Source organism: Yoonia sp. (assembly GCF_036770585.1).
Taxonomy (GTDB): domain Bacteria; phylum Pseudomonadota; class Alphaproteobacteria; order Rhodobacterales; family Rhodobacteraceae; genus Yoonia.
Map to the genome: position 1 here is coordinate 80402 of NZ_DAIPIW010000001.1, position 24761 is coordinate 105162.

The 24761-nt window shown below is 62.7% G+C and carries 24 protein-coding genes; 14 read left to right on the top strand and 10 right to left on the bottom strand.

Annotated elements, in window-relative coordinates; all coding sequences use genetic code 11:
* Positions 1-91 precede the first annotated feature (91 nt).
* The 9 genes from bchY (at position 92) to dxs (ending at position 8156) form a co-directional block, all read left to right on the top strand.
* Positions 92-1696, top strand: coding sequence for a chlorophyllide a reductase subunit Y (gene bchY / locus V7N12_RS00365; RefSeq protein ID WP_333711865.1), 1605 nt, complete (start codon positions 92-94; stop codon positions 1694-1696).
* A gap of 49 nt (positions 1697-1745) precedes the next feature.
* Positions 1746-3206 (top strand): chlorophyllide a reductase subunit Z, encoded by a 1461-nt coding sequence (bchZ, locus tag V7N12_RS00370; protein WP_333711867.1) that lies wholly within the window; start codon positions 1746-1748, stop codon positions 3204-3206.
* Entirely contained in the window at positions 3203-3427 is a 225-nt protein-coding gene (gene pufQ, locus V7N12_RS00375; RefSeq protein ID WP_333711868.1) for a cytochrome PufQ, read from the top strand. Before bchZ ends, pufQ begins: the two co-directional genes overlap by 4 nt.
* Before the next feature lie 147 nt (positions 3428-3574).
* Positions 3575-3730, top strand: a complete 156-nt coding sequence (gene pufB, locus V7N12_RS00380; RefSeq protein ID WP_090208168.1) for a light-harvesting antenna LH1, beta subunit — start codon at positions 3575-3577, stop codon at positions 3728-3730.
* A 15-nt stretch (positions 3731-3745) separates the two neighbouring features.
* A complete protein-coding gene (pufA, locus tag V7N12_RS00385; protein WP_333711870.1) occupies positions 3746-3901 on the top strand; it encodes a light-harvesting antenna LH1, alpha subunit in 156 nt (51 codons plus the stop codon).
* Positions 3902-4028: 127 nt separating this feature from the next.
* Entirely contained in the window at positions 4029-4859 is an 831-nt protein-coding gene (gene pufL, locus V7N12_RS00390) for a photosynthetic reaction center subunit L (protein ID WP_333711872.1), read from the top strand.
* Positions 4860-4873: 14 nt separating this feature from the next.
* Positions 4874-5800: a photosynthetic reaction center subunit M gene (gene pufM / locus V7N12_RS00395; protein ID WP_333711873.1), complete on the top strand. Its 927-nt coding sequence runs from the start codon at positions 4874-4876 to the stop codon at positions 5798-5800.
* Between the two features lie 11 nt (positions 5801-5811).
* The gene (gene pufX, locus V7N12_RS00400; protein WP_333711874.1) at positions 5812-6048 is read left to right on the top strand and encodes an RC-LH1 core complex protein PufX; all 237 of its coding nucleotides are present in this window, start codon (positions 5812-5814) and stop codon (positions 6046-6048) included.
* A 179-nt stretch (positions 6049-6227) separates the two neighbouring features.
* Positions 6228-8156 (top strand): 1-deoxy-D-xylulose-5-phosphate synthase, encoded by a 1929-nt coding sequence (dxs, locus tag V7N12_RS00405; protein WP_333711875.1) that lies wholly within the window; start codon positions 6228-6230, stop codon positions 8154-8156.
* On the opposite strand, the gene V7N12_RS00410 is transcribed toward dxs, so the two are convergent.
* From V7N12_RS00410 to V7N12_RS00420, 3 genes are read right to left on the bottom strand one after another with little or no spacing between them, the layout of a single operon-like run.
* Complete coding sequence (locus V7N12_RS00410) at positions 8153-9052, bottom strand: dihydrodipicolinate synthase family protein (protein WP_333711877.1); 900 nt, start codon at positions 9050-9052, stop codon at positions 8153-8155. The genes dxs and V7N12_RS00410 overlap by 4 nt on opposite strands.
* Positions 9053-9073: 21 nt before the next feature.
* Positions 9074-10186, bottom strand: coding sequence for a THUMP domain-containing class I SAM-dependent RNA methyltransferase (locus V7N12_RS00415; RefSeq protein ID WP_333711878.1), 1113 nt, complete (start codon positions 10184-10186; stop codon positions 9074-9076).
* Between the two features lie 9 nt (positions 10187-10195).
* A complete protein-coding gene (locus tag V7N12_RS00420) occupies positions 10196-10975 on the bottom strand; it encodes a class I SAM-dependent methyltransferase (RefSeq protein WP_333711879.1) in 780 nt (259 codons plus the stop codon).
* A 63-nt stretch (positions 10976-11038) separates the two neighbouring features.
* Between V7N12_RS00420 and gloB the strand changes: the two genes are divergently transcribed.
* The 3 genes from gloB to rpiB all read left to right on the top strand — a co-directional run bounded on the left by gloB (position 11039) and on the right by rpiB (position 14885).
* The gene (gene gloB / locus V7N12_RS00425) at positions 11039-11812 is read left to right on the top strand and encodes a hydroxyacylglutathione hydrolase (protein WP_333711880.1); all 774 of its coding nucleotides are present in this window, start codon (positions 11039-11041) and stop codon (positions 11810-11812) included.
* A 175-nt stretch (positions 11813-11987) separates the two neighbouring features.
* A complete protein-coding gene (gene clpA, locus V7N12_RS00430) occupies positions 11988-14315 on the top strand; it encodes an ATP-dependent Clp protease ATP-binding subunit ClpA (RefSeq protein WP_333711881.1) in 2328 nt (775 codons plus the stop codon).
* 120 nt (positions 14316-14435) lie between these two features.
* The gene (gene rpiB, locus V7N12_RS00435; RefSeq protein ID WP_333711882.1) at positions 14436-14885 is read left to right on the top strand and encodes a ribose 5-phosphate isomerase B; all 450 of its coding nucleotides are present in this window, start codon (positions 14436-14438) and stop codon (positions 14883-14885) included.
* Here rpiB and V7N12_RS00440 read toward each other — a convergent pair.
* From V7N12_RS00440 to chlG, 7 genes are all read right to left on the bottom strand, one after another.
* Positions 14882-16567 carry a peptidoglycan -binding protein gene (locus V7N12_RS00440; RefSeq protein ID WP_333711883.1) on the bottom strand — a complete coding sequence of 562 codons (1686 nt, stop codon included), beginning with the start codon at positions 16565-16567 and terminating at the stop codon, positions 14882-14884. The two genes, rpiB and V7N12_RS00440, sit on opposite strands and share 4 nt — an antisense overlap.
* A gap of 3 nt (positions 16568-16570) precedes the next feature.
* Positions 16571-17653 (bottom strand): biopolymer transporter ExbB, encoded by a 1083-nt coding sequence (locus tag V7N12_RS00445; protein WP_333711895.1) that lies wholly within the window; start codon positions 17651-17653, stop codon positions 16571-16573.
* A gap of 155 nt (positions 17654-17808) precedes the next feature.
* Positions 17809-18339: a gamma-glutamylcyclotransferase gene (locus V7N12_RS00450; RefSeq protein ID WP_333711884.1), complete on the bottom strand. Its 531-nt coding sequence runs from the start codon at positions 18337-18339 to the stop codon at positions 17809-17811.
* A gap of 56 nt (positions 18340-18395) precedes the next feature.
* Positions 18396-18929, bottom strand: coding sequence for an isopentenyl-diphosphate Delta-isomerase (idi, locus tag V7N12_RS00455; protein WP_333711885.1), 534 nt, complete (start codon positions 18927-18929; stop codon positions 18396-18398).
* On the bottom strand, positions 18926-20107 hold the full coding sequence (locus V7N12_RS00460) for a geranylgeranyl diphosphate reductase (protein ID WP_333711886.1): 1182 nt from the start codon (positions 20105-20107) through the stop codon (positions 18926-18928). The genes idi and V7N12_RS00460 overlap by 4 nt, the downstream gene beginning before the upstream one ends.
* Positions 20108-20110: 3 nt before the next feature.
* The gene (locus tag V7N12_RS00465) at positions 20111-21391 is read right to left on the bottom strand and encodes a BCD family MFS transporter (RefSeq protein ID WP_333711887.1); all 1281 of its coding nucleotides are present in this window, start codon (positions 21389-21391) and stop codon (positions 20111-20113) included.
* 1 nt (position 21392) lies between these two features.
* On the bottom strand, positions 21393-22307 hold the full coding sequence (gene chlG / locus V7N12_RS00470; RefSeq protein WP_333711888.1) for a chlorophyll synthase ChlG: 915 nt from the start codon (positions 22305-22307) through the stop codon (positions 21393-21395).
* Between the two features lie 201 nt (positions 22308-22508).
* On the opposite strand from chlG, the gene V7N12_RS00475 reads away from it, so the two are divergent.
* On the top strand, positions 22509-23291 hold the full coding sequence (locus tag V7N12_RS00475; protein ID WP_333711889.1) for a ThuA domain-containing protein: 783 nt from the start codon (positions 22509-22511) through the stop codon (positions 23289-23291).
* Entirely contained in the window at positions 23288-24337 is a 1050-nt protein-coding gene (locus tag V7N12_RS00480) for a Gfo/Idh/MocA family protein (RefSeq protein WP_333711891.1), read from the top strand. The genes V7N12_RS00475 and V7N12_RS00480 overlap by 4 nt, the downstream gene beginning before the upstream one ends.
* Positions 24338-24761 lie beyond the last annotated feature (424 nt).

The window sequence follows — 24761 nt, forward strand, 5'->3', positions numbered from 1 at the left end:
GCGATGCTTGCAAAAGCGACGCCACAGCAACTGGCGCGTCTGCTGCAGGACATCAAGGCGACGCCGCCCGCGCCATGCAAGGACGTGCACTATGACGCATGACACCCAGACCCAAGGCTATGAGGTCGGCTATGACGCATCCGGCGAGGTCGAGATCATCGAAGGCGTTGCGCGTGAAGCTGGCGAGGTTGTCCTGAGCGAGGCTGACCAACAGACCGCGCTTTCGGGTGGCTGCACTGCAAGCGCCGGATCGATGAAGGCCGCGGCCCGTGCTGCGGGCAAGGCCGGTATCCTTGACCAATTCGCCAAGGATTATCCCACCGGTCCCCATGATCAGCCGCAAAGCATGTGTCCTGCCTTCGGATCATTGCGTGTCGGCCTGCGGATGAAGCGGGTGGCGACGGTGCTGTCCGGTTCGGCCTGCTGCGTCTATGGCCTGACGTTCGTATCCCATTTCTATGGCGCGCGCCGGTCGGTCGGATACGTTCCGTTCAATTCCGAAACGCTGGTCACGGGCAAGCTGTTCGAGGACATCCGCGAAAGCGTGCACGAAATGGCCGACCCCGATCGCTATGACGCGATCGTTGTGACGAACCTTTGCGTGCCGACCGCCTCAGGCGTGCCGCTGCGCCTTCTGCCGCCTGAAATCAACGGCGTGCGGATCGTCGGCATCGACGTGCCGGGCTTCGGCATCCCCACCCATGCCGAGGCCAAGGATGTGCTGGCCGGTGCCATGTTGAACTATGCCCGCAAGGAAGTCGCCGCTGGTCCCGTGCAGGCCCCTGTCGGCGGCAAGGCGGATCGTCCGACCGTTGCCCTGCTGGGCGAGATGTTCCCCGCCGATCCGATGATGATCGGCGCGATGCTGGCCCCGATGGGGCTGGGCGTCGGCCCGACCGTCCCGACCCGCGAATGGCGCGAGCTTTATGCCGCGCTCGACTGCGGTGTCGCCGCGGCCATCCATCCCTTCTACACCGCGTCGATCCGCGAATTCGAGGCGGCTGGCCGCCAGATCGTCGGCTCGGCCCCTGTGGGCTATAACGGCACTGCCGCGTGGCTGATGAATATCGGCGAGGCCTATGGTGTGCCCAAGGCGCAGATCGCCGCCGCACAGAACGCCTTCCTGCCCGCGATTTCCGAGGCGCTGAAGGGCGCGCAGATCAAGGGCACGATCACGCTGTCGGGCTATGAAGGCTCGGAACTGCTCGTCGCGCGTCTGCTGGTCGAAAGCGGTGCGGATGTGCCTTACGTCGGCACCGCCTGCCCCAAGACGAAGTGGTCCGCCGAGGATGCGGCCTGGCTGGAATCGCGCGGCGTGAAGGTCGTTTACCGGGCCTCGCTGGAGGATGACTGCGCGGCTGTCGATGCGATCAAGCCGGATCTTGCCATCGGGACCACGCCGGTTGTGCAGCACGCCAAGGAACGCGGTATTCCCGCGCTCTATTTCACCAACCTGATCTCTGCCCGTCCGCTGATGGGACCTGCCGGTGCCGGGTCACTGGCGCAGGTCGTCAATGCGGCGATCCGTGGCAAGGAAAAGATGGATACGATGCGCGCCTTCTTCGAGGGTGTGGGCCATGTCGACACCGCAGGAGTCTGGGAAGGCGCGCCCAACCTGCGCCCCGATTTCCGCGCCCAGCATCAGAAGAAACTCGACAAGCTGGCCCGTGCCGCCAAAGCCGAGGAGATGATCTGATGCCGGCGTTTGTGGCCTTGAGTATTTTGAGCAAAGCGAGGCGGGTGTCATGCTTGTGACCGATCATGATCGCGCTGGCGGCTATTGGGGGGCGGTCTATGCCTTCTGCGCCGTGAAGGGCCTGCAGGTCGTGATCGACGGTCCTGTCGGCTGTGAAAACCTGCCCGTCACCTCTGTGCTGCATTATACCGACGGCCTGCCCCCGCATGAGTTGCCGATCGTGGTCACGGGCCTGTCCGAGACCGAGATGGGCGAAGGCACCGAAGAGGCGATGAAGCGCGCATGGGATACGCTCGATCCGGCGCTGCCCGCCGTTGTCGTCACCGGTTCGATCGCCGAGATGATCGGCGGTGGCGTGACGCCGCAGGGCACCAATATCCAGCGCTTTTTGCCGCGCACCATCGACGAGGATCAGTGGGAATGCGCGGACCGCGCGATGACGTGGATCTTCACCGAGTTCGGCATGACCAAGGGCCGGATGCCCCCTGAAAAGAAACGTGAAGAGGGTGCGAAGCCAAGGGTCAACATCCTCGGGCCGATGTATGGGGCCTTCAACATGCCCTCGGACCTTGCCGAAATCCGGCGTCTGGTCGAAGGCATCGGCGCCGAGGTCAATATGGTGATGCCTTTGGGCGCCCATGTCGCCGAGATGCGCAATCTGGTGAATGCCGATGTGAACGTCACCATGTATCGCGAATTCGGACGCGGCCTGTGTGAAGTCCTTGGCAAGCCCTACCTGCAAGCGCCCTTCGGGATCGACAGCACCACGAAATTCCTGCGCAAGCTGGGTGATCTGCTGGGGCTGGACCCTGAACCCTTCATCGCGCGCGAAAAACACTCGACGATCAAGCCGGTCTGGGATCTGTGGCGGTCCGTCACACAGGATTTCTTCGCCACCGCCGAATTCGGGATCGTCGCGAACGAGACCTATGCGCGCGGTGTCCGCAACTATCTCGAGAACGATCTGGGCTTTCCTTGTGCCTTCGCCGTCGCGCGGTGTCGCGGCAAGAAGACCAACAACGAAGAGGTCCGCAGCCTGATCCATACCAAGCGCCCCTTGGTGATCCTCGGTTCGATCAACGAGAAAATGTATATGGCCGAAATGAAAGCCGGCCATGGCCCGTCGCCGGTGTTCATCCCCGCCAGCTTCCCCGGCGCTGCGATACGGCGTGCGACGGGCACCCCATTCATGGGCTTCGCCGGCGCGACCTACCTGCTGCAAGAGATTTGCAACGGCCTGTTCGATGCGCTGTTCCATATCCTGCCGCTGGGCACGCAGATGGATGCCACCGATGCCACGCTGACCCCGCTGCGCCGCGATTTCCCATGGGATCCCGACGCGCAGCGCAAGCTGGACGAGATCGTGGCGACCCACCCGATCCTGACACGGATTTCTGCCGCCAAGAGCCTGCGTGACGCAGCCGAGCGTGCAGCCCTCGATGCCGGCAGCGACCGCGTTGTCCTGGAAACCGTCGAGGCACTTCAAACCACCAACGGAGGAAGACAATGACTGACTTTACCACCGATGCACCCATCGCCCGGGTCCGGTCCGCGCCTCCGAAGCGGGAATACTACGCGTATTTCGCGCTGATCTTTCTGGCCACCCTGCCGCTTTGCTTTCTGACATGGGCGCTGTCTGCCGCCCGTCGGATGGAACTGCCGGAAAAGGGGCCGTTCGCGAAAGCCTGGACCCAGGCGCGCATCATCACACCGCAGATCTTCAGCGCATGAAGGCTGTGACACCAGTTTTGTCCGGAAACGGACATCCGATGTTCATCGCTCCCCCCCGGGGTGATGGATTGGGGCAAAGGATGAGCCTTTGTCGTAACCCGGCCGCGGGGGGTGCGCGGCGTCAGTACTTAATTTTGGAGACAAAACATGGCTGACAAATCTGATCTGTCTTTCACAGGTCTCACTGACGAGCAGGCCCAGGAGCTGCACGCAGTCTACATGAGCGGGTTCACGATCTTCACGATCGTCGCCGTTATTGCTCACGTGCTGACGTACATCAAGCTGCCCTGGTTCAGCTGGTAAGAGAGGAATACACGAATGGCACAGTTCTACAAAATCTGGCTGGTCTTCGATCCTCGCCGCGTATTCGTGGCGCAGGGCGTTTTCCTGTTTCTGCTTGCGGCGATGATTCACCTCGTCCTGCTGAGCAATGACAGCACCAACTGGTTCACACTCGCCTTTGGCGGCATGTAATCGGCTTGCGCTGAAATGACAAAGCTGCGGGCGGTCAATCCGTCCGCCCGCGGCAAACACCGAACTTACGCGAATACAGGGCGCGCCCAAGGGGGTCGCAGGGCCTGTTGCAAATTGGAGTAGGAAGATGGCACAGCTCAGCTTCGAAAGAAAATACCGGGTCCGTGGCGGGACCTTGGTAGGCGGTGATCTGTTCGACTTCTGGGTGGGGCCATTCTACGTTGGCTTCTTCGGGGTCACGACGTTCTTTTTCGCCGTCCTTGGGACAATCCTGATCTTTTACGGGGCCAGCCAGGGCCCGACATGGAATCCATGGTTGATCTCTATTGATCCGCCACCGCTTTCATACGGCCTCGGGGCCGCGCCGCTGATGGAAGGTGGCCTGTGGCAGATCATCACGATCTGCGCGATCGGCGCCTTTGTCAGCTGGATGATGCGCGAGGTGGAAATCTGCCGCAAACTGGGCATCGGCTATCACGTGCCATTCGCTTTTGGCGTGGCGATCTTTGCCTATGTCACACTGGTGGTCATCCGTCCGGTGCTGCTGGGAGCATGGGGGCACGGTTTCCCCTACGGCATCTTCAGCCACCTCGATTGGGTGAACAACGTGGGCTACGCCTACGGGAACTTCCACTACAACCCCGCCCATATGATCGCGATCACGTTCTTCTTCACGACGACGCTCGCCCTGGCCCTGCATGGCTCTTTGGTTCTGTCCGCCGTGAACCCGCCGAAAGGCCAGGAGATCAAGTCGCCGGATCATGAAGACACCTATTTCCGCGATCTGATCGGCTATTCGATCGGGCCATTGGGGATTCACCGTCTGGGCCTGTTCCTTGCGCTGAACGCCGGTTTCTGGAGCGCGATCTGTATCGTGATCTCGGGCACCGTCTGGTTCGAGGAATGGATCGTCTGGTGGGACTGGTACTTTGAATTGCCCTGGTGGGTCGACCTTTAAGGAGGGTATGAACAATGGCTGAATATCAAAACATCTTCACCCAGGTTCAGGTGCAAGGCCCCCCCGAAATGGGGATGGGCGCACCCGATGGCTCTGCCATTGCCCGCGGTGATAAAACCGGATTTTCCAAGCTCTTTGGCTGGTTCGGTAACGCGCAGTTGGGTCCGGTCTATCTGGGCTCGTTCGGGATGATCTCGCTTGCGACCGGTCTGATCTGGTTCGTCATGGTGGGCCTGTCCTTCTGGGCGCAGGCAGATTACAACCCGGCGATCTTCATGCGGGACCTGTTCTGGCTGTCGCTTGATCCGCCCTCGCCCGGTTACGGGTTGGGGATGCCTCCGATGGATGACGGCGGTTACTTCATGATCGCGTCCTTCTTCCTGCTGATCTCGGTCCTGACATGGTGGGTGCGCACCTACCTGCGGGCCGAGGCATTGGGCATGGGCAAGCATGTGGCATGGGCCTTCGCCTCGGCGATCTGGCTGTTCCTTGTGCTGGGTCTGTTCCGTCCGATCCTGATGGGCGACTGGTCCGAGATGGTGCCTTACGGCGTCTTCAGCCACCTCGACTGGACGAACCTGTTCTCGATCACTTATGGCAACCTGTTCTACAATCCGTTCCACGCCCTGAGCATCGTGTTCCTTTATGGATCCGCCCTGCTTTTCGCGATGCACGGTGCGACAATCCTTGCGGTCAGCCGTTTCGGCGGCGAGCGTGAGATCGAACAGATCGTCGACCGCGGCACTGCGACCGAACGTGCGGCTCTCTTCTGGCGCTGGACCATGGGTTTCAACGCCACGATGGAGGGTATCCACCGCTGGGCGTGGTGGTTCGCAGTCCTGACCACGCTGACCGGCGGTATCGGGATCCTGCTGACCGGCACAGTTGTCGACAACTGGTTTGTCTGGGCACAAGACCACGGCTACGCGCCGCTTAACTGAGGAGAGAGTTTATGAGCGAACAAGACAATATCCTCGATCTTGACAACAAGACGCGCCTTTTTGCCGACATCACTTATCTGATGCTGAAAGGTGCGGGCTACGCAGCGGTCTTCGTGCTGGCCTTGTGGTTCATCATCGCGGCAGTGGCCTTCATCGGACGGATCCTGCCCGAAGAAAGCCGCGGCACACCGGATCCGATCAACCGCTCGTCGATCGAGTTGGTAATCGAAGAGACCGCAACGGTCTGACCGATCGGAACAGGCGGCGCGCGACGCTCCGCCTGTTCCTCAGCTATCGGGCTTCCCTCCCTGGCTGGCCCGATATTGGGGCGATAGCCCCAGTTCCCTTCCTGTTGGCTACAGGAGACTAGCGTCGCAAGTGGGGTCACCCATTTGCGGCGTTTTTTTCATATCACAAAGGTGCCGCCATGACGATACGCCCTGAAACCCCGTTCCTGGATGCTGTTTCCGGCCCTGCCGATCTGCGGCGGATGAACGACACGGCGCTGGCCAATCTGGCCGACGATGTGCGGGCCGAGGTGATTTCGGCGGTCTCGCAGACCGGCGGGCATCTGGGATCGTCGCTTGGTGTGGTCGAACTGACGGTCGCCATCCATGCGGTTTTCGATACGCCGCGCGACAAGCTGATCTTCGACGTGGGCCACCAGTGCTATCCGCACAAGGTGCTGACAGGACGGCGGGATCGCATCCGCACCCTGCGGCAAGAGGGCGGCCTGTCCGGTTTCACCAAACGCGCGGAAAGCGAGTTTGATCCCTTCGGTGCGGCCCATTCCAGCACCTCGATTTCGGCGGCGCTGGGCTTTACGGTTGGCCGCGACATGGGGATGCCCACCGGCGATGCGATTGCGGTGATCGGTGACGGCTCGATCAGTGCGGGCATGGCTTACGAGGCGCTGAACAACGCTGGTGCCGAGGGGCGCCGGATGTTCGTCATCCTCAACGACAACGAGATGTCCATCGCACCGCCCGTGGGTGCGATGTCGAAGTATCTTTCGGGGCTTTACGCCTCGCCCATGGGTGAATTGCACAAGATGGCCGAAGGCTTCGAGGCCGCCTTGCCCGGTCCCTTGCGCGACCACGCCCGCCGTGCGCGGCAGTTGGTGACAGGGATGCAGACCGGCGGGTCGGGGACACTGTTCGAAGAGCTTGGGTTTTCCTATGTCGGCCCGATTGACGGCCACGACATGCGCCAGCTTCTGCCGGTCCTGCGCGCGGCACGTACACGGGCGACGGGGCCGGTGCTGATCCATGTCTGCACCACCAAGGGCAAGGGCTATGCCCCCGCCGAGACAAGCGCCGATCGCGGGCACGGTGTGTCCAAGTTCGATGTGGCCAGCGGCGCTCAAGCCAAGTCGCGGCCCAATGCGCCGAGCTATACCAAGGTCTTCGGCACCGCGCTGACGCATGAGGCGCAGCTTGACCCGAGGATTGTCGCGGTGACCGCGGCGATGCCCTCGGGCACCGGCGTCGACATCATGGGCGCGCGGTTTCAGAACCGCGTCTTCGATGTGGGCATTGCCGAGCAACACGCGGTCACCTTCGCGGCAGGGATGGCGGCAAGCGGGCTGAAGCCTTTCTGCGCGATCTATTCGACCTTCCTGCAACGCGGCTACGATCAGGTCGTGCATGACGTGGCGCTTCAGAACCTGCCTGTCCGCTTTGCCATTGACCGTGCGGGGCTGGTCGGCGCCGATGGCCCGACCCATGCGGGGGCTTTCGATATCGGCTATATGTCGGCGCTGCCGAACATGACCGTCATGGCCGCCGCGGACGAGTTGGAGCTGATGCATATGGTCCGCACCGCTGCGGCCCATGACGCGGGGCCCATCGCCTTCCGCTATCCGCGCGGCGAGGGCGTGGGGCTGGAACTGCCCGAGCGCGGTGATATCATCGAGATCGGCAAGGGCCGGATCGTGCAGGAAGGCGCGGATGTTGCGATCCTGTCCTTCGGGGCGCATCTGGCCGAGTGCCGGAAGGCGGCCGAAAAGCTTGCCGCGCAAGGGGTCAGCGCGACCATCGCCGATGCGCGCTTTGCCAAGCCGCTGGATCACGCGCTGATCCGCCAGTTGGTCCGTCACCACAAGGCAGTGGTCACGGTCGAACAAGGCGCACAGGGCGGGTTCGGCGCGATGGTGCTGCACTTCCTTGCCAACGAGGGTCTGCTGGATGGCCGCTCTGCCGTGCGCACGATGACCTTGCCGGACCGCTACATCGATCAGGCCGCCCCGGATGCGATGTATGCCGAGGCCGGTCTGACCGCGGTCGATATCGCCGCCACCGCGATGCAGGCCGCCGGGATCGAGATCAAGCGCAAGGGTGCGGCGGTGATCGTCTAGCAGGCAAGGTCGCTGGTTTCGGCAAGCCAGCGGTCCAGTCGCGTCATCGCGTCATCGTTCATCGGCAACAGCGGGCGCGGCAAAACGGCCTCGCCCAACCCCAGCCGGTCGGTCAGGGCATAGGCCAGACGCAGGCTGCCGTTGTCTTTGCATAGCTGCATCAGGGGCGCCAACCGTGCCTCTAGCGCGGCGGTTGCGTCCTTATCTCCGGCCATGGCCATGCGGGCCAGATTGACGAAGGTTTGCGGCAGCGTGCCGCCAAGCGCCGTGAAAAAGGCATCCGCGCCGGCCAGCAACGTCTCGCCGCAGCCCCAGTCGCCGCTGTAGCCGATCACGAAATCCTGTGGCAGCAGGTCCCGCAGCCTCGCCAGATCCTCGGCGGGGGTCACTTGCGCGGGCAGCGGCATCTTGACCGCTGCGATCTGCGGATGGACCGCCAGCCTGTGCAACAGGCGGTGGCTGAAGGTGAAATGCGTCGTGCTTGGGTTGTTGTAGATGCAAAGCGGCAGGTCCGTCGCCTCGGCCACGGCGATGAAGTGGGCGTAGGCCTCGTCCTCGGTCAGGGGGGTGTATGACACGGGCGCCAAGAGCAGACCATCGGCACCCGCAGCGGCGGCATCGCGGGCAAGCGTGACGGCCTGATCGGTCCGGATCGCGCCGACCCCCACGATCAGCGGGGTGGCTCCTTTGACCGCCGCCGCTGCCTTGGTCGCCTGATGCCGCGTGTCGCGGTCGAGATAGGCATAGGTCCCGGTGCTGCCCAAAAGCCCGATGGAGTCCACTTCGGCCCCGCGCAATCGCCGGATCAGGTCTTGCAGGCAGTCCGTGTCGAGCGCGCCACCGGCGTTGCAGGGCGTGATCGGGAAAGCCGAGAGGCCTTTGAAGATATGGGACATTGAACGCGCCTTTCTGTCGGATCAGGGCAGGGGATCGGTCTGGAACAGCCAGACCTTCATGCCGCCATGGGGGATCGGCGGCCCTTTCGGTTTGAAGGGCAGGCGGGTGGCCTGCGCAAGGCCGGGGTCGCTTGTGACGACCGCCACACGCCAGCCCGAGAATTGGTCCGCCAGCATCCGCCCAAGGCCCGCATAGACGCCGAACAGCATCTTCTGGTTGCCGATGCGTGCACCGTAGGGCGGATTGCAGATCACAAGGCCGGGCGGGCCGTCGGGCCGCGTCAGGTCGTTGGCGTTCAGGTTGGCGAAAGTGGTGATATCGGCGACACCCGCGCGGGCGGCGTTGTCGGTGGCCATGCGGATCGCGCCCGCGTCTCGGTCAGATCCGTGAAAGCGGTGTTGCGTGGTCCGGACCGTGCCGGTCTGACGCAGTGCCGTCCATCGCGCGGGGTCGACGGTGGCAAGCTGTTCGAAGGCAAAACCGCGGGACCGCCCCGGCAAAAGGCCCGTCGCGATCTCGGCCGCTTCGATGACGAAGGTGCCCGATCCGCACATCGGATCGACAACCGGTTCCTCTCCGTCATAGCCGCAGGCGCGCAGCATCAGCGCCGCAAGCGTTTCGCGCATGGGCGCCTTGCCCACCGCCTCTTTATGGCCGCGCTTGTGCAGGCTTTCGCCCGAAGTATCGACGCTGATCGTCACGCGGTTATCGTCGATGCGCAGCTTGATGGCGACGGGCGCATCGGGGCTGAGGGTGATCCCGTGATCCTCGGCCAGCGCCTTTTCGATCCGCTGGGTCGCGGCCCCCGCGTGGTAGATTTTCGATCTTTTCGAGGTCGCGACCTCGACCCGCACAGGCACGTCGGGGCGCAGCACATCACCCCACGGAAATTTGCGCGCGCGTTTGTCCAACTGCGCCAGGTGGAAGGCCATGAAGCTGCCGATGCGGGCCAGAACGCGGGTGGCACCGCGCAACACAAGGTTGGCCCGCCAGACATCGTCCCACGTGCCCTGAAAGCTGACGCCGCCATCGGTCAGCCGCGCGGTCAAGAACCCCGCCGCGATTGCTTCGTCCAGCAAGGGCTGTTCGAGCCCGGGCGTGGCGACAAGGAAGATCTCGAACGGGTCGGTCATTCCGGCTGACTACAGCGTCCCATCCGCCGCTGCAACGCGCGCGCTTTCGGGTTTGGGAACGGGCTTGGCAATGCCCTCGAGCGCGCGCAGCGGTTTGCGCACGGCTTCGGTCAGGCCGGGGCGCTTGGGGGCGGCAATCTGCTTGCTGACCTCGATGATCAGCACGCCGCCGGCGGCGACGATGGGCAGGTTGTGACCGACCCTTTCCAGAAAGCCCGCCGATTTGCGCCACAGCTTCTTGCCCGAAGGCGGCTGATAGAGCGCGGACAGGGTGCGTTCCGTGAGGAACTGATGGCGGCGCAACTGCGCCTCGAGCTGGCTGAACGAATAGGGGCGGCCGTATCCGAACGGCGTCTTGTCTGACCGCGACCAGAGGCCCGCGCGGTTCGGCACCACGATCACCGCCCGCCCACCGGGGCCAAGGACGCGCCACGCCTCGTCCAGCAATAGCGAGGGTTGTTCGGTGGTCTCCAGCCCGTGCAGCATCACCAGACGGTCGACATGCCCGGTCTCGATCGGCCAGAGCGTATCTTCGCACAGCACGCTGACGTTCTTGCCATCCGCAGGCCATGGCATCACCCCCTGCGGTCCGGGCATCAGCCCGATCACCCGCCGCGCGTCCTTCAGGAACGGGCGCAGCAGCGGCACGGCAAAGCCGTAGCCGACGACCATATGCCCCTTGCAGTCCGGCCACATGCCCACCAGCTCGTCCCGGATCACCTTTTGCGCCGCCCGCCCAAGGGCGCTGCGGTAATAGAAATTGCGCAAATCCAGCACATCGAGATGCATTGCGGTTTACGGGCCCTTCGGCAAAGCTACGTCTTCACCATAACAAGGAAAGGCCGCATTGCCATGCCAAAGACCGCGCCCCTCGAACTGGTTACTGTTCCCTGCCTCACGGACAATTATGCCTACCTGGTCCATGACCCCGCAACCGGCGAGACGGCACTTGTGGATGCTCCCGAGGCTGCGCCGATCAAGGCCGAGCTGGACAAGCGCGGCTGGACCCTGACCGATATCCTGATCACGCATCACCACCACGACCATATCGGCGCTGTCGATGACCTGCGCGGGACCGCCCGTGTCGTCGGGGCCGCCGCAGATGCTGAACGCCTGCCCAGGCTGGACCTTGCTGTGACAGAGGGTGACCTGATCAGGGTTGCCGGACAGCAGGTGCACATCCTCGATGTGTCCGGTCACACCATCGGACATATCGCCTTTTACATGCCTGACGCGGGTTTCGCCTTTACCGCTGACAGCCTGATGGCGCTGGGATGCGGCCGCCTGTTCGAGGGAAGCCCCGCGATGATGTGGGACAGTCTACAAAAGCTGCGCGCGCTGCCTGACGATACGCTGATCTGTTCCGGTCACGAATACACGGCTGCGAATGCGCGTTTCGCCCTGTCTATTGACGCGGCCAATCCCGACCTTATCTCAAGATCAACAGGGGTCGACGCCGCCCGTGCGGCTGGTCAACCGACGGTCCCGTCGACTCTTGCCGAAGAAAAGCGCACAAACCCGTTCCTGCGTGCCGATCTTCCCGAACTCAAAGCGGCCATAGGCATGTCCGACGCGTCGGACGTAGACGTCTTTGCCGAAGTCCGTGCGCGCAAAGACCGCTTTTGAACCGACGACAGGCCCGAAAGCGCCAATTCGGGCTGAAATCCGAGGCATCACATGAATTGTGAAGGCCGATCCGAAAAAAGCCCTTGAAGGTTGGCGAAGAAAACCAAACCTTAAGGGCTAGAGGCCACGGTAAGTGTGCGCGGCATACTTGCCCTGATGTGAAGGAGCACAAGACGTGCCATCATTTTCGACCACACTCGAGCAATCCATCCATGGCGCGCTTGCGCTGGCCAATGCGCGCAAGCACGAACTGGCGACGCTGGAACACCTGCTTCTTGCGCTGATCGACGAACCGGATGCAGCGCGCGTGATGCGGGCCTGTTCGGTGAACCTTGATGAATTGCGCAAGGACCTCGAAGATTTCATCGACGACGATCTGTCGACCCTGATCACCGATGTGGAAGGGTCCGAAGCCGTGCCGACCGCCGCCTTCCAGCGCGTGATCCAACGCGCGGCGATCCATGTGCAGTCGTCCGGCCGCAGCGAGGTGACCGGCGCCAACGTGCTGGTCGCGATCTTTGCGGAACGTGAAAGCAACGCCGCCTATTTCCTGCAAGAACAGGACATGACCCGTTATGATGCGGTGAACTTCATCGCGCATGGGGTGGCCAAGGATCCGGCCTATGGCGAAAGCCGCCCCGTCACCGGGTCCACCTCGGAAGAGGGTGAGACCGTCAATGCCAGCGAGGGCGAAGAAAAGGAAAGCGCGCTTGCCAAATATTGCGTCGACCTGAACGCCAAGGCCAAGAAGGGCGATGTCGACCCGCTGATCGGGCGCGCCCATGAGGTGGAACGCTGCATTCAGGTGCTCTGCCGCCGCCGCAAGAACAACCCGCTTCTGGTGGGTGATCCCGGCGTGGGCAAGACCGCCATTGCCGAGGGTCTGGCCTTCAAGATCGTCAACGGCGATGTGCCGGATGTGCTGTCCAAGGCCACGATCTTTTCGCTCGACATGGGTGCATTGCTGGCAGGCACGCGCTATCGCGGCGATTTCGAGGAACGGCTGAAAGCCGTGATGACCGAGATGGAAAACCATCCCGATGCGGTGCTGTTCATCGACGAAATCCACACGGTGATCGGCGCCGGTGCGACCTCGGGCGGGGCGATGGATGCCTCGAACCTGCTGAAGCCCGCGTTGCAGGGCGGCAAGCTGCGCTGCATGGGCTCGACCACCTACAAGGAATTCCGCCAGCATTTCGAAAAGGACCGCGCGCTCAGCCGCCGGTTCCAGAAGATCGACGTGAACGAACCTTCGGTGTCCGATGCCATCAAGATCCTGCAAGGTCTGAAACCCTACTTCGAAGAGCATCACAGCATCAAATACACTGCCGATGCGATCAAGACGGCGGTCGAGCTTTCGGCGCGCTACATCAACGACCGCAAGCTGCCCGACAAGGCCATCGACGTCATCGACGAGGCGGGTGCAGCCCAGCATCTGGTCGCCGAATCCAAGCGCCGCAAGACAATCGGCACCAAAGAGATCGAGGATGTCGTGGCCAAGATCGCCCGCATCCCGCCCAAGAACGTCTCCAAGGACGATGCCGAGGTGCTGAAGGATCTGGAACGGACGCTCAAACGTGTTGTTTTCGGGCAGGATCAGGCGATCGAGGCACTGTCGTCAGCCATCAAACTGGCCCGTGCCGGGCTGCGCGAACCCGAAAAGCCCATCGGCAACTACCTGTTCGCCGGTCCGACCGGTGTCGGCAAGACCGAGGTGGCAAAGCAACTGGCGGATTCGCTGGGTGTCGATCTGCTGCGCTTTGACATGTCCGAGTATATGGAAAAGCACGCGGTGTCGCGTCTGATCGGCGCGCCTCCGGGTTATGTGGGGTTCGATCAGGGCGGGATGCTGACGGATGGTGTGGATCAGAACCCGCATTGCGTCCTGCTGCTGGACGAGATCGAAAAGGCCCATCCGGATGTCTACAACATCCTGTTGCAGGTCATGGACCACGGCAAGCTGACCGACCACAACGGGCGGACAACGGATTTCCGCAATGTCATCCTGATCATGACCTCGAACGCCGGTGCCTCCGAGTTGCAGAAAAACGCGCTGGGCTTTGGCCGCGACAGCCGCGAGGGCGAGGATACCGCCGCGATCGAACGCACCTTCACGCCGGAATTCCGCAACCGTCTGGATGCGGTGATCAGCTTCCGCGCGCTGCCGAAAGAGGTGATCATGCGGGTGGTCGAGAAATTCGTCCTGCAGCTTGAGGCGCAACTGATCGACCGCAACGTGCATATCGAACTGACACCCGCCGCCGCCGAATGGCTGGCCGACAAGGGCTATGATGAAAAGATGGGTGCGCGCCCCTTGGGCCGCGTCATTCAGGAAAGCATCAAAAAGCCGCTGGCCGAGGAACTGCTGTTCGGCAAGCTGGTCAAGGGTGGTCTGGTCAAGGTCGGCGTCAAGAAGGGCGAGCTGGAACTGCGCTTCGAGGAACCGGGCCCCGGCAAGATCACCGGCGGGGGCAACAAGCCGCCGCTGCTGACCGCCGACTAAGACCGTCAACTGGAAAGACAATCGGCCCGCCGCACCAATGTGCGGCGGGTTTTTCGTTTGACGGGGCAGGGCGAAGCTGGTCCAAGGCCACGAAGATCATCACCTTGAAAGAGCCGCGCCATGACCGCAAACACCCGCATCGTCCTGTCCAGTGATCACGCTGCAATCGACCTGCGGCTGGCCATCGCGGCCTATGTTGCGGGCAAGGGATACGCGATTGTGGACATCGGCCCCACGACCACCGAAAGCACCCATTATCCCAAGCATGGCGAGGCTGCGGCGCGGATGGTGGCCTCGGGTGACTGTGCGCTGGGCATCATCCTGTGTGGCACCGGGCAGGGCATCATGATGGCGGCCAACAAGGTCAAGGGCATCCGCTGCGGCGTTTGCATGGACACCTTCTCGGCCCGCATGATCCGCCAGCATAATGACGCGAACATGCTGGCCCTCGGGGCGCGGGTAGTCGGCGACATGCTGGCGCTGGACATCGTCGATGCCTTCCTTGATGCGGAATTCGAAGGGGGCCGTCATGGCACCCGCGTCGACATGATCAAAGAGATCGAGGCCTAGCGTTCCGTCAGTTTCAACTCGATCCGGCGGTTCTGGGCGCGCGCTTCGGGCGTGTCCAGCGGGTTCAGCGGTTGATGTTCGCCGAACCCGTTGGCGGCAAGGCGGCGGGGGTCGAAACCCAGTTCTTCGGACATGAACCGCACCACTGACAGCGCGCGGGCCTGCGACAGTTCCCAGTTGTCGGCGAACCGGCTGTTGCTGCCCACGGGAATGTTGTCGGTGTGACCATCGACGCGGATCAGCCAGTCGATGCCATCGGGGATCTGGTCGGCGATGTCGAAAAGCAGGTTCGCGATATTCGCGATTTCGGCTTCGCCCGCAGGCGAAAGTTCGGCGCTGCCCGGCGCAAAGAGAACCTCGGAGTTGAAGATGAAGCGATCACCTTCGATCCGGATACGTTCCTGACCTTCGAGGATCTGGCGCAATTCGCCGAAGAAATCCGACCGGAACCGTTCAAGGTCCTGTGCCTCTTCGGCGAGGCGGGCGTTTTCCTCTTCCAGACGGAGACGCTCGGCCTCTTCCAGCGCGATGCGGCGGCGTTCTTCGGAAACGGCACGGGCAAGGGCGGTGTTCAGTTGCGCGCCCAGCGTCTCGATCTGCACCTGTGCCTCGCGGTCTTCCTCTTCGGCGAGGTTCAGCAGCGATTGCAGGTTGCCGACCTGGTTGCGTAGCTGGGTGACCTGCTCGTTCAGAAGGGCCACCTCGCGCCGGCTTTCGGCGGACAGGGCCTCTTCCTGCGCAAGGGCAAGGCGGGCCATTTCCAGCAATTGCGCCTGCCGTTCGGTTTCGCTTGTCGTGGTTTGCTGGGTGGCTTCCAGTTGCGCGATCCGCGCGCGGGCCTCGGCCAGTTGCACCTCGAGTGTGTCGTTTTCCGAAGCGAGCGAGGCGCGCAGCCGGTCGAGTTCTTCCTGCGCGGACTGCGCGGCGGCCAGCAAGGTCAGGGTGTTTTCGGCCTCTTGCCGCTGGCGTTCGAGGTTCAGCGTCATTGCTGTCAGTTCGGTGTCGGCATTGGCAAGGCGTTCGCGCAGGGCCTCGGCGGCGGCGGCGTCGACAAGGGTTGCTGCTTCGAGGTCGCTGATGGCCTCTTCCTGTGCGGAAGTTTCGGCTTCAAGATCGGCCACCAGTGCCTCAAGCGCTTCGCGGCGGGCGGCGGCAAGGCGGGCAGCCTCGGCGCCGGCGTCGATCTCGCTGCGGGCTTGCGCAAGGGCGAGGTTCAGCGCCTCTTGTTCGGACAGCAGTTCGGTCTGCGCTGCCTCGAGGTCCGCAATCCGGCCCCGTGCCTCGGCGCGGTCGGCGAGAAGGCCCGCGACCTGTGCCTCGAATTGGGTGATCTGGCTTTGCGCCTGCGCCAGCGCCTGATCCTGCGCCTGCCTTTCGGCGATCAGCGCGGCGATGCGGCCGGCCTGCCGTTCGGCCTCGGCACTGGCGGCGTCGAGGTCGGACGAAAGCGCGGCACTGCGGTCCCTTTCCAGACCCAGCGTAGCGGTCAGCGCGGCCACGTCGCGGCTGAGTTGGTCCAACTCGGTTTCCTGACCGGTGATCTGCTGGCGCAGCACGAACTGGATCACCATGAAGATCGTCAGGACAAACATCAGGACCAGCAACAGGCCGGTCATCGCATCCACGAAGCCCGGCCAGATCGCATTCTGGACCCTGTTGGATTTCCTGCGGCTGAGCGCCATGGGTTACCCCCGGTTCTTGATCGCGTTGGCGAGGGTCAGAAGGTCGCCGCGCAGGTCGGCAATGCTTTCCTGCCGTCCGGCGGACATCTCTTCGAGGATGCGCAAAAGCTGCACGTCGATGGACCGCAGCCGCATCCGGCTTTCGGCATCGATCCCCTCCATCCCGCTTTCGTCCAGCTTCTTGATCAGCGCCTCTTGCCCCAGTGCGACCCTTTCAAGCAGAACCGTATTGGTGCTGGCGGTTTCGTTCTGGGCCATCTGCTGCATGGCTGTGGCCAGCGCCTGAAAGCGGGATTCGTTGGTTTCGCGGTCGGCATCGGCCTGACCCATCATCATGTGGATGGTGTCCATCAACTCGCCCAACTGCTCGACGAAGGCGCCCATCGCGCTCCTGTCGGCGGGCGCGCCATCCTCGGTGTCGATGCCGATGCGGGTGATGGTGGACAGCCATTCCTCAAGTTCGCGGTAGAAACGGTTCTGGCCGTGGCCCGCAAACAGTTCCAGAAGACCCACGATCAGCGATCCGGCGAGACCCAGAAGCGAGCTGGAAAAGGCGGTGCCCATCCCGCCTAGCTGCGATTCAAGGCCCGACTGGAGCCGCGCAAAGATGTCGGCACCGGATTCGCCCTCACCGGGGTTGAGCGACCGGATGGTTTCCACAAGGGCGGGCACGGTGGTCGCAAGGCCGTAAAAGGTGCCCAGCAGGCCAAGGAAGATCAGCACGTTCCCGATATAGCGGGTGATCTCGCGGTCCTCGTCGATCCGCTGCGCGACCGAGTCGAGGATCGACCGGGACGAGGATGACGACACCTGCGTGCGGGCCCCGCGCTGCCGCAAAAGTGTGGCAAGCGGCGCCAGCAGGGACGGGGCCGCGCTATAGGAATGACCGCCCGCCTCGCGGGCGAAGCCTTCGATCCAGCGCACCGAATTCATCAAAAGGAAGACCTGATTGAAACAGGACAACACCCCAAGGATGAAGACACCGAAGATCACGCCGTTCAGATAGAGATTGGTCTGGAAGATCGCGACGATCTGTCGTTGACCAAGATAGAAACCGGCAGCGATAAGCCCGATGACGGTCAACATGAAAAGAAGCTGGCGTATGGGTTGTGAAAACTGCGCCTGTATCTTCGGCGGGCGTTTTTCAGACACGTGTGTGCGTCCTTATCTCTGTTTTCTCGCTGAATTTCATACCAGCATATGGGGCGATAGAGGCAAAGACTAACAAAATCGGGGCGGAACTATGTTGCTCGCAAGGCACGGACGCGCTGCACCAGCAATGCCATATCATCGTCGCGGATGCCCAGCGCATCCAGATGTGCGGCGGTGTTGAACAGGTAGTCCGTATTCGGCCCCCGCCCGCCGATCGCATGGGCGATCATCTGCGCCTGCCGTTCCAGATCGAACTGGCAGTATTGGACGTGGTCGCGGTTGATGATGTAGGCGAGTGCAGAGATGGTCTCGCCCTGGTCGGTCTGCAAGGTGACGGTGTCTTCGTAATAGGCCGAAGAGATCAACTCGCGGTCGCGCAGGTAGGCGACCACCGCGACTTCCTGATCGGGTGCCACCTCGAAGGCGACACCGGTGCATTGCCCGCCCGCCTGCCGGTCGAGCGCAAGGACAAGCCCCGGATCGTCCACGGTCCCGCGGTGATGGATCGAGAGCATGCAGAAACTGCGGTGATAGTCGTGCAGCCGCGCCTTGACCTGCCGGACCGGAGTGAACCCCGGGTCCCACAAAAGCGAACCGTAGCCGAATACCCAAAGTGCCATGTCGTCATCCGTCCTTCGGCCTCGCGCATAGCACCGCGCGGGGCGAAACGGAATGGTCAGCCGACGCGCATCAGATCGCCGAAGATCGCCGCCTTGTGATCGCGCAGATAGATCCGCAGCCATGGGGTATAGTCGCCCGGATGCCGCGCGATATCGGCGCAAAGATCATAGAAATCGACCCAGCGGGTCGCCATGACCTCGTCCGGGTTGGGTCTGACCTTCAGGTCGTCGGGGGCATCGGCCACGAAAACCTCGACCACCTCATGTTCGATCAGGCCCTTGCCCACATCGGCGCGGTATTCGATCTGTTCGCGGTGCGCAGGGTAGAGACCGGTGATCCCCAACTCTTCTTGCAGCCGCCGGACGGCGCAATCGGTTGCGTCCTCGTTCCATTCGGGATGCGTGCAGCAGGTATTCGCCCAAAGGCCGGGGGTGTGGTATTTTCCCAGCGCCCGCTGCTGGATCAGCACGCGCCCGTGGTTCATCACGAAGATGCTGACCGCTTTGTGTTTCAGCCCGCGCTGATGCGCGTCGAGCTTTTCCACCGGATGAAGGATGCCGTTTTCCCAGGCCGGGATCATGATGGTCATGTGCGTAGCGGAGAAACGATCCGTGTCAGGTGGGCAAGGTTCTTGATGCCGATTTTCAGATGGGCCAAGGGACGGGCCTTGACCAGCTTCTTGTTCATATAAGCCTCGAACGTCAACTTTTGCACGTCGACATCATGACACAGCGAGACGAAACGCTCGCGCCGCTCGTCGCTGCGGTAATAGGCGTTCTGCATGGCCCCCAGAACACGGAACACCTGTTTGTGTTCCCGCATGAACAGCTTGCGGGCCAGTTGCAGGTTCTTGACCTGACCCGATGCCAGTGTCGCGGCAGCGGCGGTCGCGGCGACGCGGCCCCCGACCATGGCGTAGTAGATCCCCTCGCCCGATGAGGGGGCGACGACGCCGGCGGCATCACCTGCCAGAACGACATCCTTACCGTTGTCCCAGCGGTCAAGCGGCTTCAGCGGGATCGGTGCGCCCTCCTTGCGGATGGTCTTGCAGCCGGTCAGGCCGGATGCGGCGCGCAGATCGGCGGTGGCCTGTTTGACATCCACCGACTTGATCATCGACCCCATGCCGACGCTGGCCTGCGCCCCATGCGGGAAGACCCAGCCGTAGAAGTCAGGCGAGATGCGACCGTCATAGACGACATCGCAGCGTTGGGGATCGTAGCTTTGAGTCGCGGCGGGGGCCTCGATGATTTCGTGATAGGCGATGACATAGGGGATCTTGTCGCCGTCCTTGATCTCGGCCCGCGCGACGTTGGACCGTGCGCCATCCGCGCCGATCACCAGTTTCGTCGAAAGCGTCATCTCGTTGCCGCTGATCTTGTCGCGGTAGACGACATGGGTGCCCTCGCCGTCGCGGTCGATCCGGACGAAGGTGCCCGAGTAACGGTGGGCACCGGCGGCCTTGGCGCGCTTGCGCAGGTATTCGTCGAAATGCTCGCGGTCGACCATGCCGACAAAGCCGTTCTCGATCGGGATATCCACCTGTCGGCCCGTGGGCGAGATCATGCGCGCGGTATTGACCTTGGCGACGATCTGTTCGTCGGGAATGAAGAAGTCCGCGATCAGGCGCGGCGGGATCGCGCCGCCGCAGGGCTTGATCCGGCCCTCGCGGTCGATGAAGGCGACCTTGTGCCCGCCACGGGCAAGGTCTTCGGCGGCGGTAGCGCCAGAGGGGCCAGCCCCGATGACGATGACATCATACTGCATGTTTCATTCTCCCGGGACGAGCGTGGCTGTGGGGACCCTGTGGTCCATGATCTTGGCCGCAACCGTGGCTGCGGTGATGAAGAGGGCAGCTTCGCCGATGAAGACGATGCCGAAAGCCTGTGTATCGGTCAGGGTGCTGCGGAACAGATCGACGCAAGCGGCACCCAGCAGACCGCCGAAACCGGCGGCAATCGCCTGCGCAGCACCCCAAAGGCCCATGCGTGTGCCTTCGCGGCGTTCCCTGCCTTCGGCGGCAAGCGCCATCATCGACCCGATGGCAGCGACCGCGAACATCCCGTTGAAAAAGCCCAGACTGATGACGGCGGGCACAAGCGGCGCCCCCGGTCCCATCGGCCCCAGCATGGCTACCCCGCAGAGGGCCGCGGCCGAGCCAAGGCACCCCGCCATGACCCACGACCGCAGCGCCCCGATCTTGAGGCCGGTCGCCATGATCCCGACGGTCAGCATGCCAAGGAAAACCCCGCCGTTCTGCGCACCCGAAAGCGAGGTGCTCTGTCCGGGGGTGAAGCCGAAGACAAGGCCCGCGTAGGGTTCGAGGATCAGTTCCTGCATGAAATAGGCGGTCATGGACAGGAAGACGAACATGGTGAAGTTGCGTGCCTTGCGTTCGCCCCAGACCTCGCGCAGGCCTTCCATAAAGGGGGTCGGGTCAGGTTCGCGCGTGGCGGCCAGACCGCGCTCGATGCCCCAGACGGCCAAGGCGGTGACCGCCGTCGCGATCAAGCAGACAGCGCCCACGATCCGGATCAGCTTGGCGGGGGTGTAGGGGTCGATCAATTGCCCGACGATACCGGCGGTCATGGCGATGCCGAAGATCATCATCAGCCAGGTGATCGTCGCGGCTGCAGCGCGGCGTTCCGGTTTGGTGGTTGTGGCAAGCAGCGCCAGCATGGATGTGCCCGATGCGCCGACGCCAACGCCGATCAGGCCATAGGCGAGGATCGACAACAGCAGACCAGCGCCGAAGGATTGCGGAAAGACCGGAAGGGCCACCGCGGCCAGAAACGCCCCAAGGGCCAGTGCCGCCATGCCCCCGATGATCCAGCGCGTCCGGTGCCCGCCCTTGTCCGAATAAAAGCCCCAATGCGGGCGCGACAGCTGGATGCCGTAGTGCAGGCCGACCAGCAGACCGGGCAGGATTGCGGGCAGGGACAGCTCGACCACCATGATCCGGTTCAGGGTCGATGTGGTCAGCACGACAATCGCGCCAAGGGCCATCTGCACGAACCCCAGCCGCACGATCTGGAACCATGAAAGTGTCATCTCAGACTCCCACGCTGCGCAGCGCGGTGGCTGCGATCATCATGCCGGTGATGTAGAAAAGAATGCCCATGCCCTGATACCACGGCGTCTTGCCCTCGGGATCGCGCAGCAGCACGCGCATCGCGGCGAGTTGAACAGCCAGCATCGCGGTCACGCCCAGTGCATGCAGCGGCTTGTCCCACAAAAGCAGCAGTCCGATCACCAGCGCCTGCGGGATCGCCATGACCCAACACGCGACTTTCGCGGCGCGGTCAGGCCCCAGAACGACAGGCAAGGACCGCAGGCCCATCTGGCGGTCGCCCTCGATGGCCTTGAAATCGTTCAGTGTCATGATCCCGTGCGCGCCCAGCCCGTAAAGGATCGCGACCAGGATGATCTCGGCGCGCGGTGCACCGGCCGACAGCACGGCTGCACCCGTGATCCACGGCAGCGTTTCATAGGCCAGACCACAAAGCCCCGGTCCCCAAAGCCCCGATTTCTTGGCGCGGAACGGCTCGGCCGAATAGGCCCAGGCGGCAAGCACCGCAAGGATCGTCGCCCCAAAGCCCCAAGGCCCAAGCTGGTAACCGATCACAAGCCCCAGCGCGGTCATGGCAAGCGCGATGTAAAGCCCCCAGCGCCCGGGGATACGACCCGACGGAATGGGCCGGTCCGGTTCGTTGATCGCGTCCACATGGCGGTCGCACCAGTCGTTCGCCGCCTGCGACATGCCGCAAACGATGGGACCGGCAAGGATGACGCCCAAGACGACCAGGAACAGATGATCGGACGGGCTGATCCCAACCGAGACGACCCCGCAGAGATAGGCCCACATCGGCGGAAACCATGTATGCGGTTTCAGCAAGGTCAGCGTCGCGCGCGGCGCGGGCCAGCGGCGGGGATTGGTCTTGAGATGTAAATCAGAAGTGACACTCATGTTGTCAGTTTAGATTTACAGATAGCCTGCGGCAAGTGTAATCACAGGCTGACACTGTGCTATAATGTCTCGGGTGTCGCCCGCCTGAAACGGCAGCGCGCGCCCTTTGCGGCGGTTCTGTCGTGACCCACAGATTCCCTCTTGCTAACGCTAACATCGTCGCACAACGTCCCCTCAAAGCGCTTTGAAGGGAGAATCATCATGACGATCAGGGCAGTGGTCTGGGGTGAGAATGTCCATGAACAGACAAACCGGGTCGTCTCGGGCATCTATCCCGATGGCATGCATGAAACGATTGCCGCCAGCTTGCGGGCCGATGGAATCGATGCGTCCACCGCGACCCTGCAACAGCCCGAGCACGGGCTGACCGAGGCGCGCCTTGCAAAGACCGATGTGCTGCTGTGGTGGGGGCACGCCGCCCATGGCGATGTCTCCGATGACGTGGTCGCGCGTGTCGCCGATCACGTCAACGCAGGGATGGGCCTGATCCTTTTGCACTCGGCCCATTTCGCGAAGATCTTCAAACGCCTGATGGGCACGCCCTGCAACCTCACATGGCGCGAGGCGGGCGAGCGTGAACGGCTTTGGGTCACCTCCCGCAACCATCCGATTGCGGCGGGTCTGCCGCTGCATTTCGAGCTGGAGAACGAAGAGATGTATGGCGAACCTTTCGGTGTGCCCGAACCGCTCGAAACCGTTTTCATCAGCTGGTTTCAAGGGGGCGAGGTGTTCCGCTCGGGCCTGACCTACAAGCGCGGGGCGGGCAATGTGTTCTACTTTCGCCCCGGACACGAGACCTATCCGACCTACCACGACGCCAATGTGCAGACCGTTCTGCGCAATGCGGTGCGCTGGGCCTACAACCCCGCGCCGCGTGTGATTGATGTGAACGACGCGCCGAATGTGCCCGTTGAAACGGCTCTCGAACCCATCGAAGAACGCGGCCCCCGTCTGCACAAGGACGGCGAGGAGGGCTATCGGTGATCCGCGTCCTGATCGTGGGCACCGGCGGGATGGCCCGCGCCCATGTGGAAGCCTATCAGGCGATGGAGGATGTAGAGGTCGTCGCGGGCGTCGATGTGAACCCCGACACGCTTGCCGCGTTTCAGGCCGATTTCGGCATTCCGCACGGGTTCTCGACCGTGGAAGAGGCGATTGCATGGGGCGCATTCGACGCGGTCTCGAACGTCACGCCGGATGCGATCCACTACAGGACCACCTTGCCGCTGCTGGCGGCAGGCAAGCATGTGCTGTGTGAAAAGCCGCTCGCCGTGTCCGAGGAACATGCAACGGAAATGGCTGAGGCCGCGCAGCAGGCAGGTGTCGTCAATATGGTTAACCTGACCTATCGCAACGTGCCCGCATTGATCCATGCCGCGCAATTGGCAGCCGAGGGGCGGATCGGCGACATCCGCCATTTCGAGGCCTCTTATCTGCAAAGCTGGCTGACCCAGCCGGCCTGGGGTGATTGGGCGACCGAACACCAGTGGCTCTGGCGTCTATCCACGCGGCATGGCTCGATGGGGGTTCTGGGGGATGTCGGCGTCCATATCATCGACTTCGCCAGCTTCGCCGCCGGTGCCCCGGTCGAGCGTGTGTCCTGCAGGCTTCAGACCTTCGACAAGGCCGAAGGGAACGAGATCTTTCCCTACGTGCTGGATGCCAACGACAGCATGGCGATGCACCTGCGGCTGACGAATGGGGCGATTGGTGTCGTTCACGCCAGCCGCTTTGCCAGTGGTCACCTGAACGACCTGCGGCTGCGGCTTTACGGGACCAAGGGCGGGCTGGATTTGCGGTATGAGAAGGGGCAGTCGGTCCTTTACATCTGCGAAGGCGAAGCGATGCTGACGGGCGACTGGACAGAACTGTCCCCGCCCGAAGTGCCGACGAATTACGAACGGTTCATTGCCGCCGTCAGGGAAGGCACAAGCGTTCTGCCCGATTTCGCGCGCGGCGCTGCTTTGCAGCGGGTGCTGGATCTCGCGGTTGTTTCCGATGCGCAAGCTGCGGCGGACCAACTGGTCTGAACCGCCACGTTCGGCAAAAGACGTAATTTCCGCTAAATAGGCCGCGCCAAACAATGGGCCACATTGAAACGAAGCTCACGCCCTCATGCGAGCTACTGGTTGAAAGCTTGCATCAACCAAGCGTAGTAAATCACAAATGCGGTCAATCACCCCTTCGCAGTCCAGCCTTTTGACAATCGAATTATCCTCGGCTGAAACATGTCAGAAGTACCGCGTAGGCCTTCATTGAGTGCTCGGGATCGAAAAGGTCGGATTGTCACAAAAGCTTCACACAGATTTTGCAAAAGCATCATGTTGGCCAGTTAGCCCTCGGCCGAGGTCGGTTTTTCGATCTGACACGACAATCAGGAGTTCCTTATGTCTTTCACTAAACTTTCCGTGTCGGCGCTGGCGCTTGCCGCAGTGTCCGCCACCGCAGCGACCG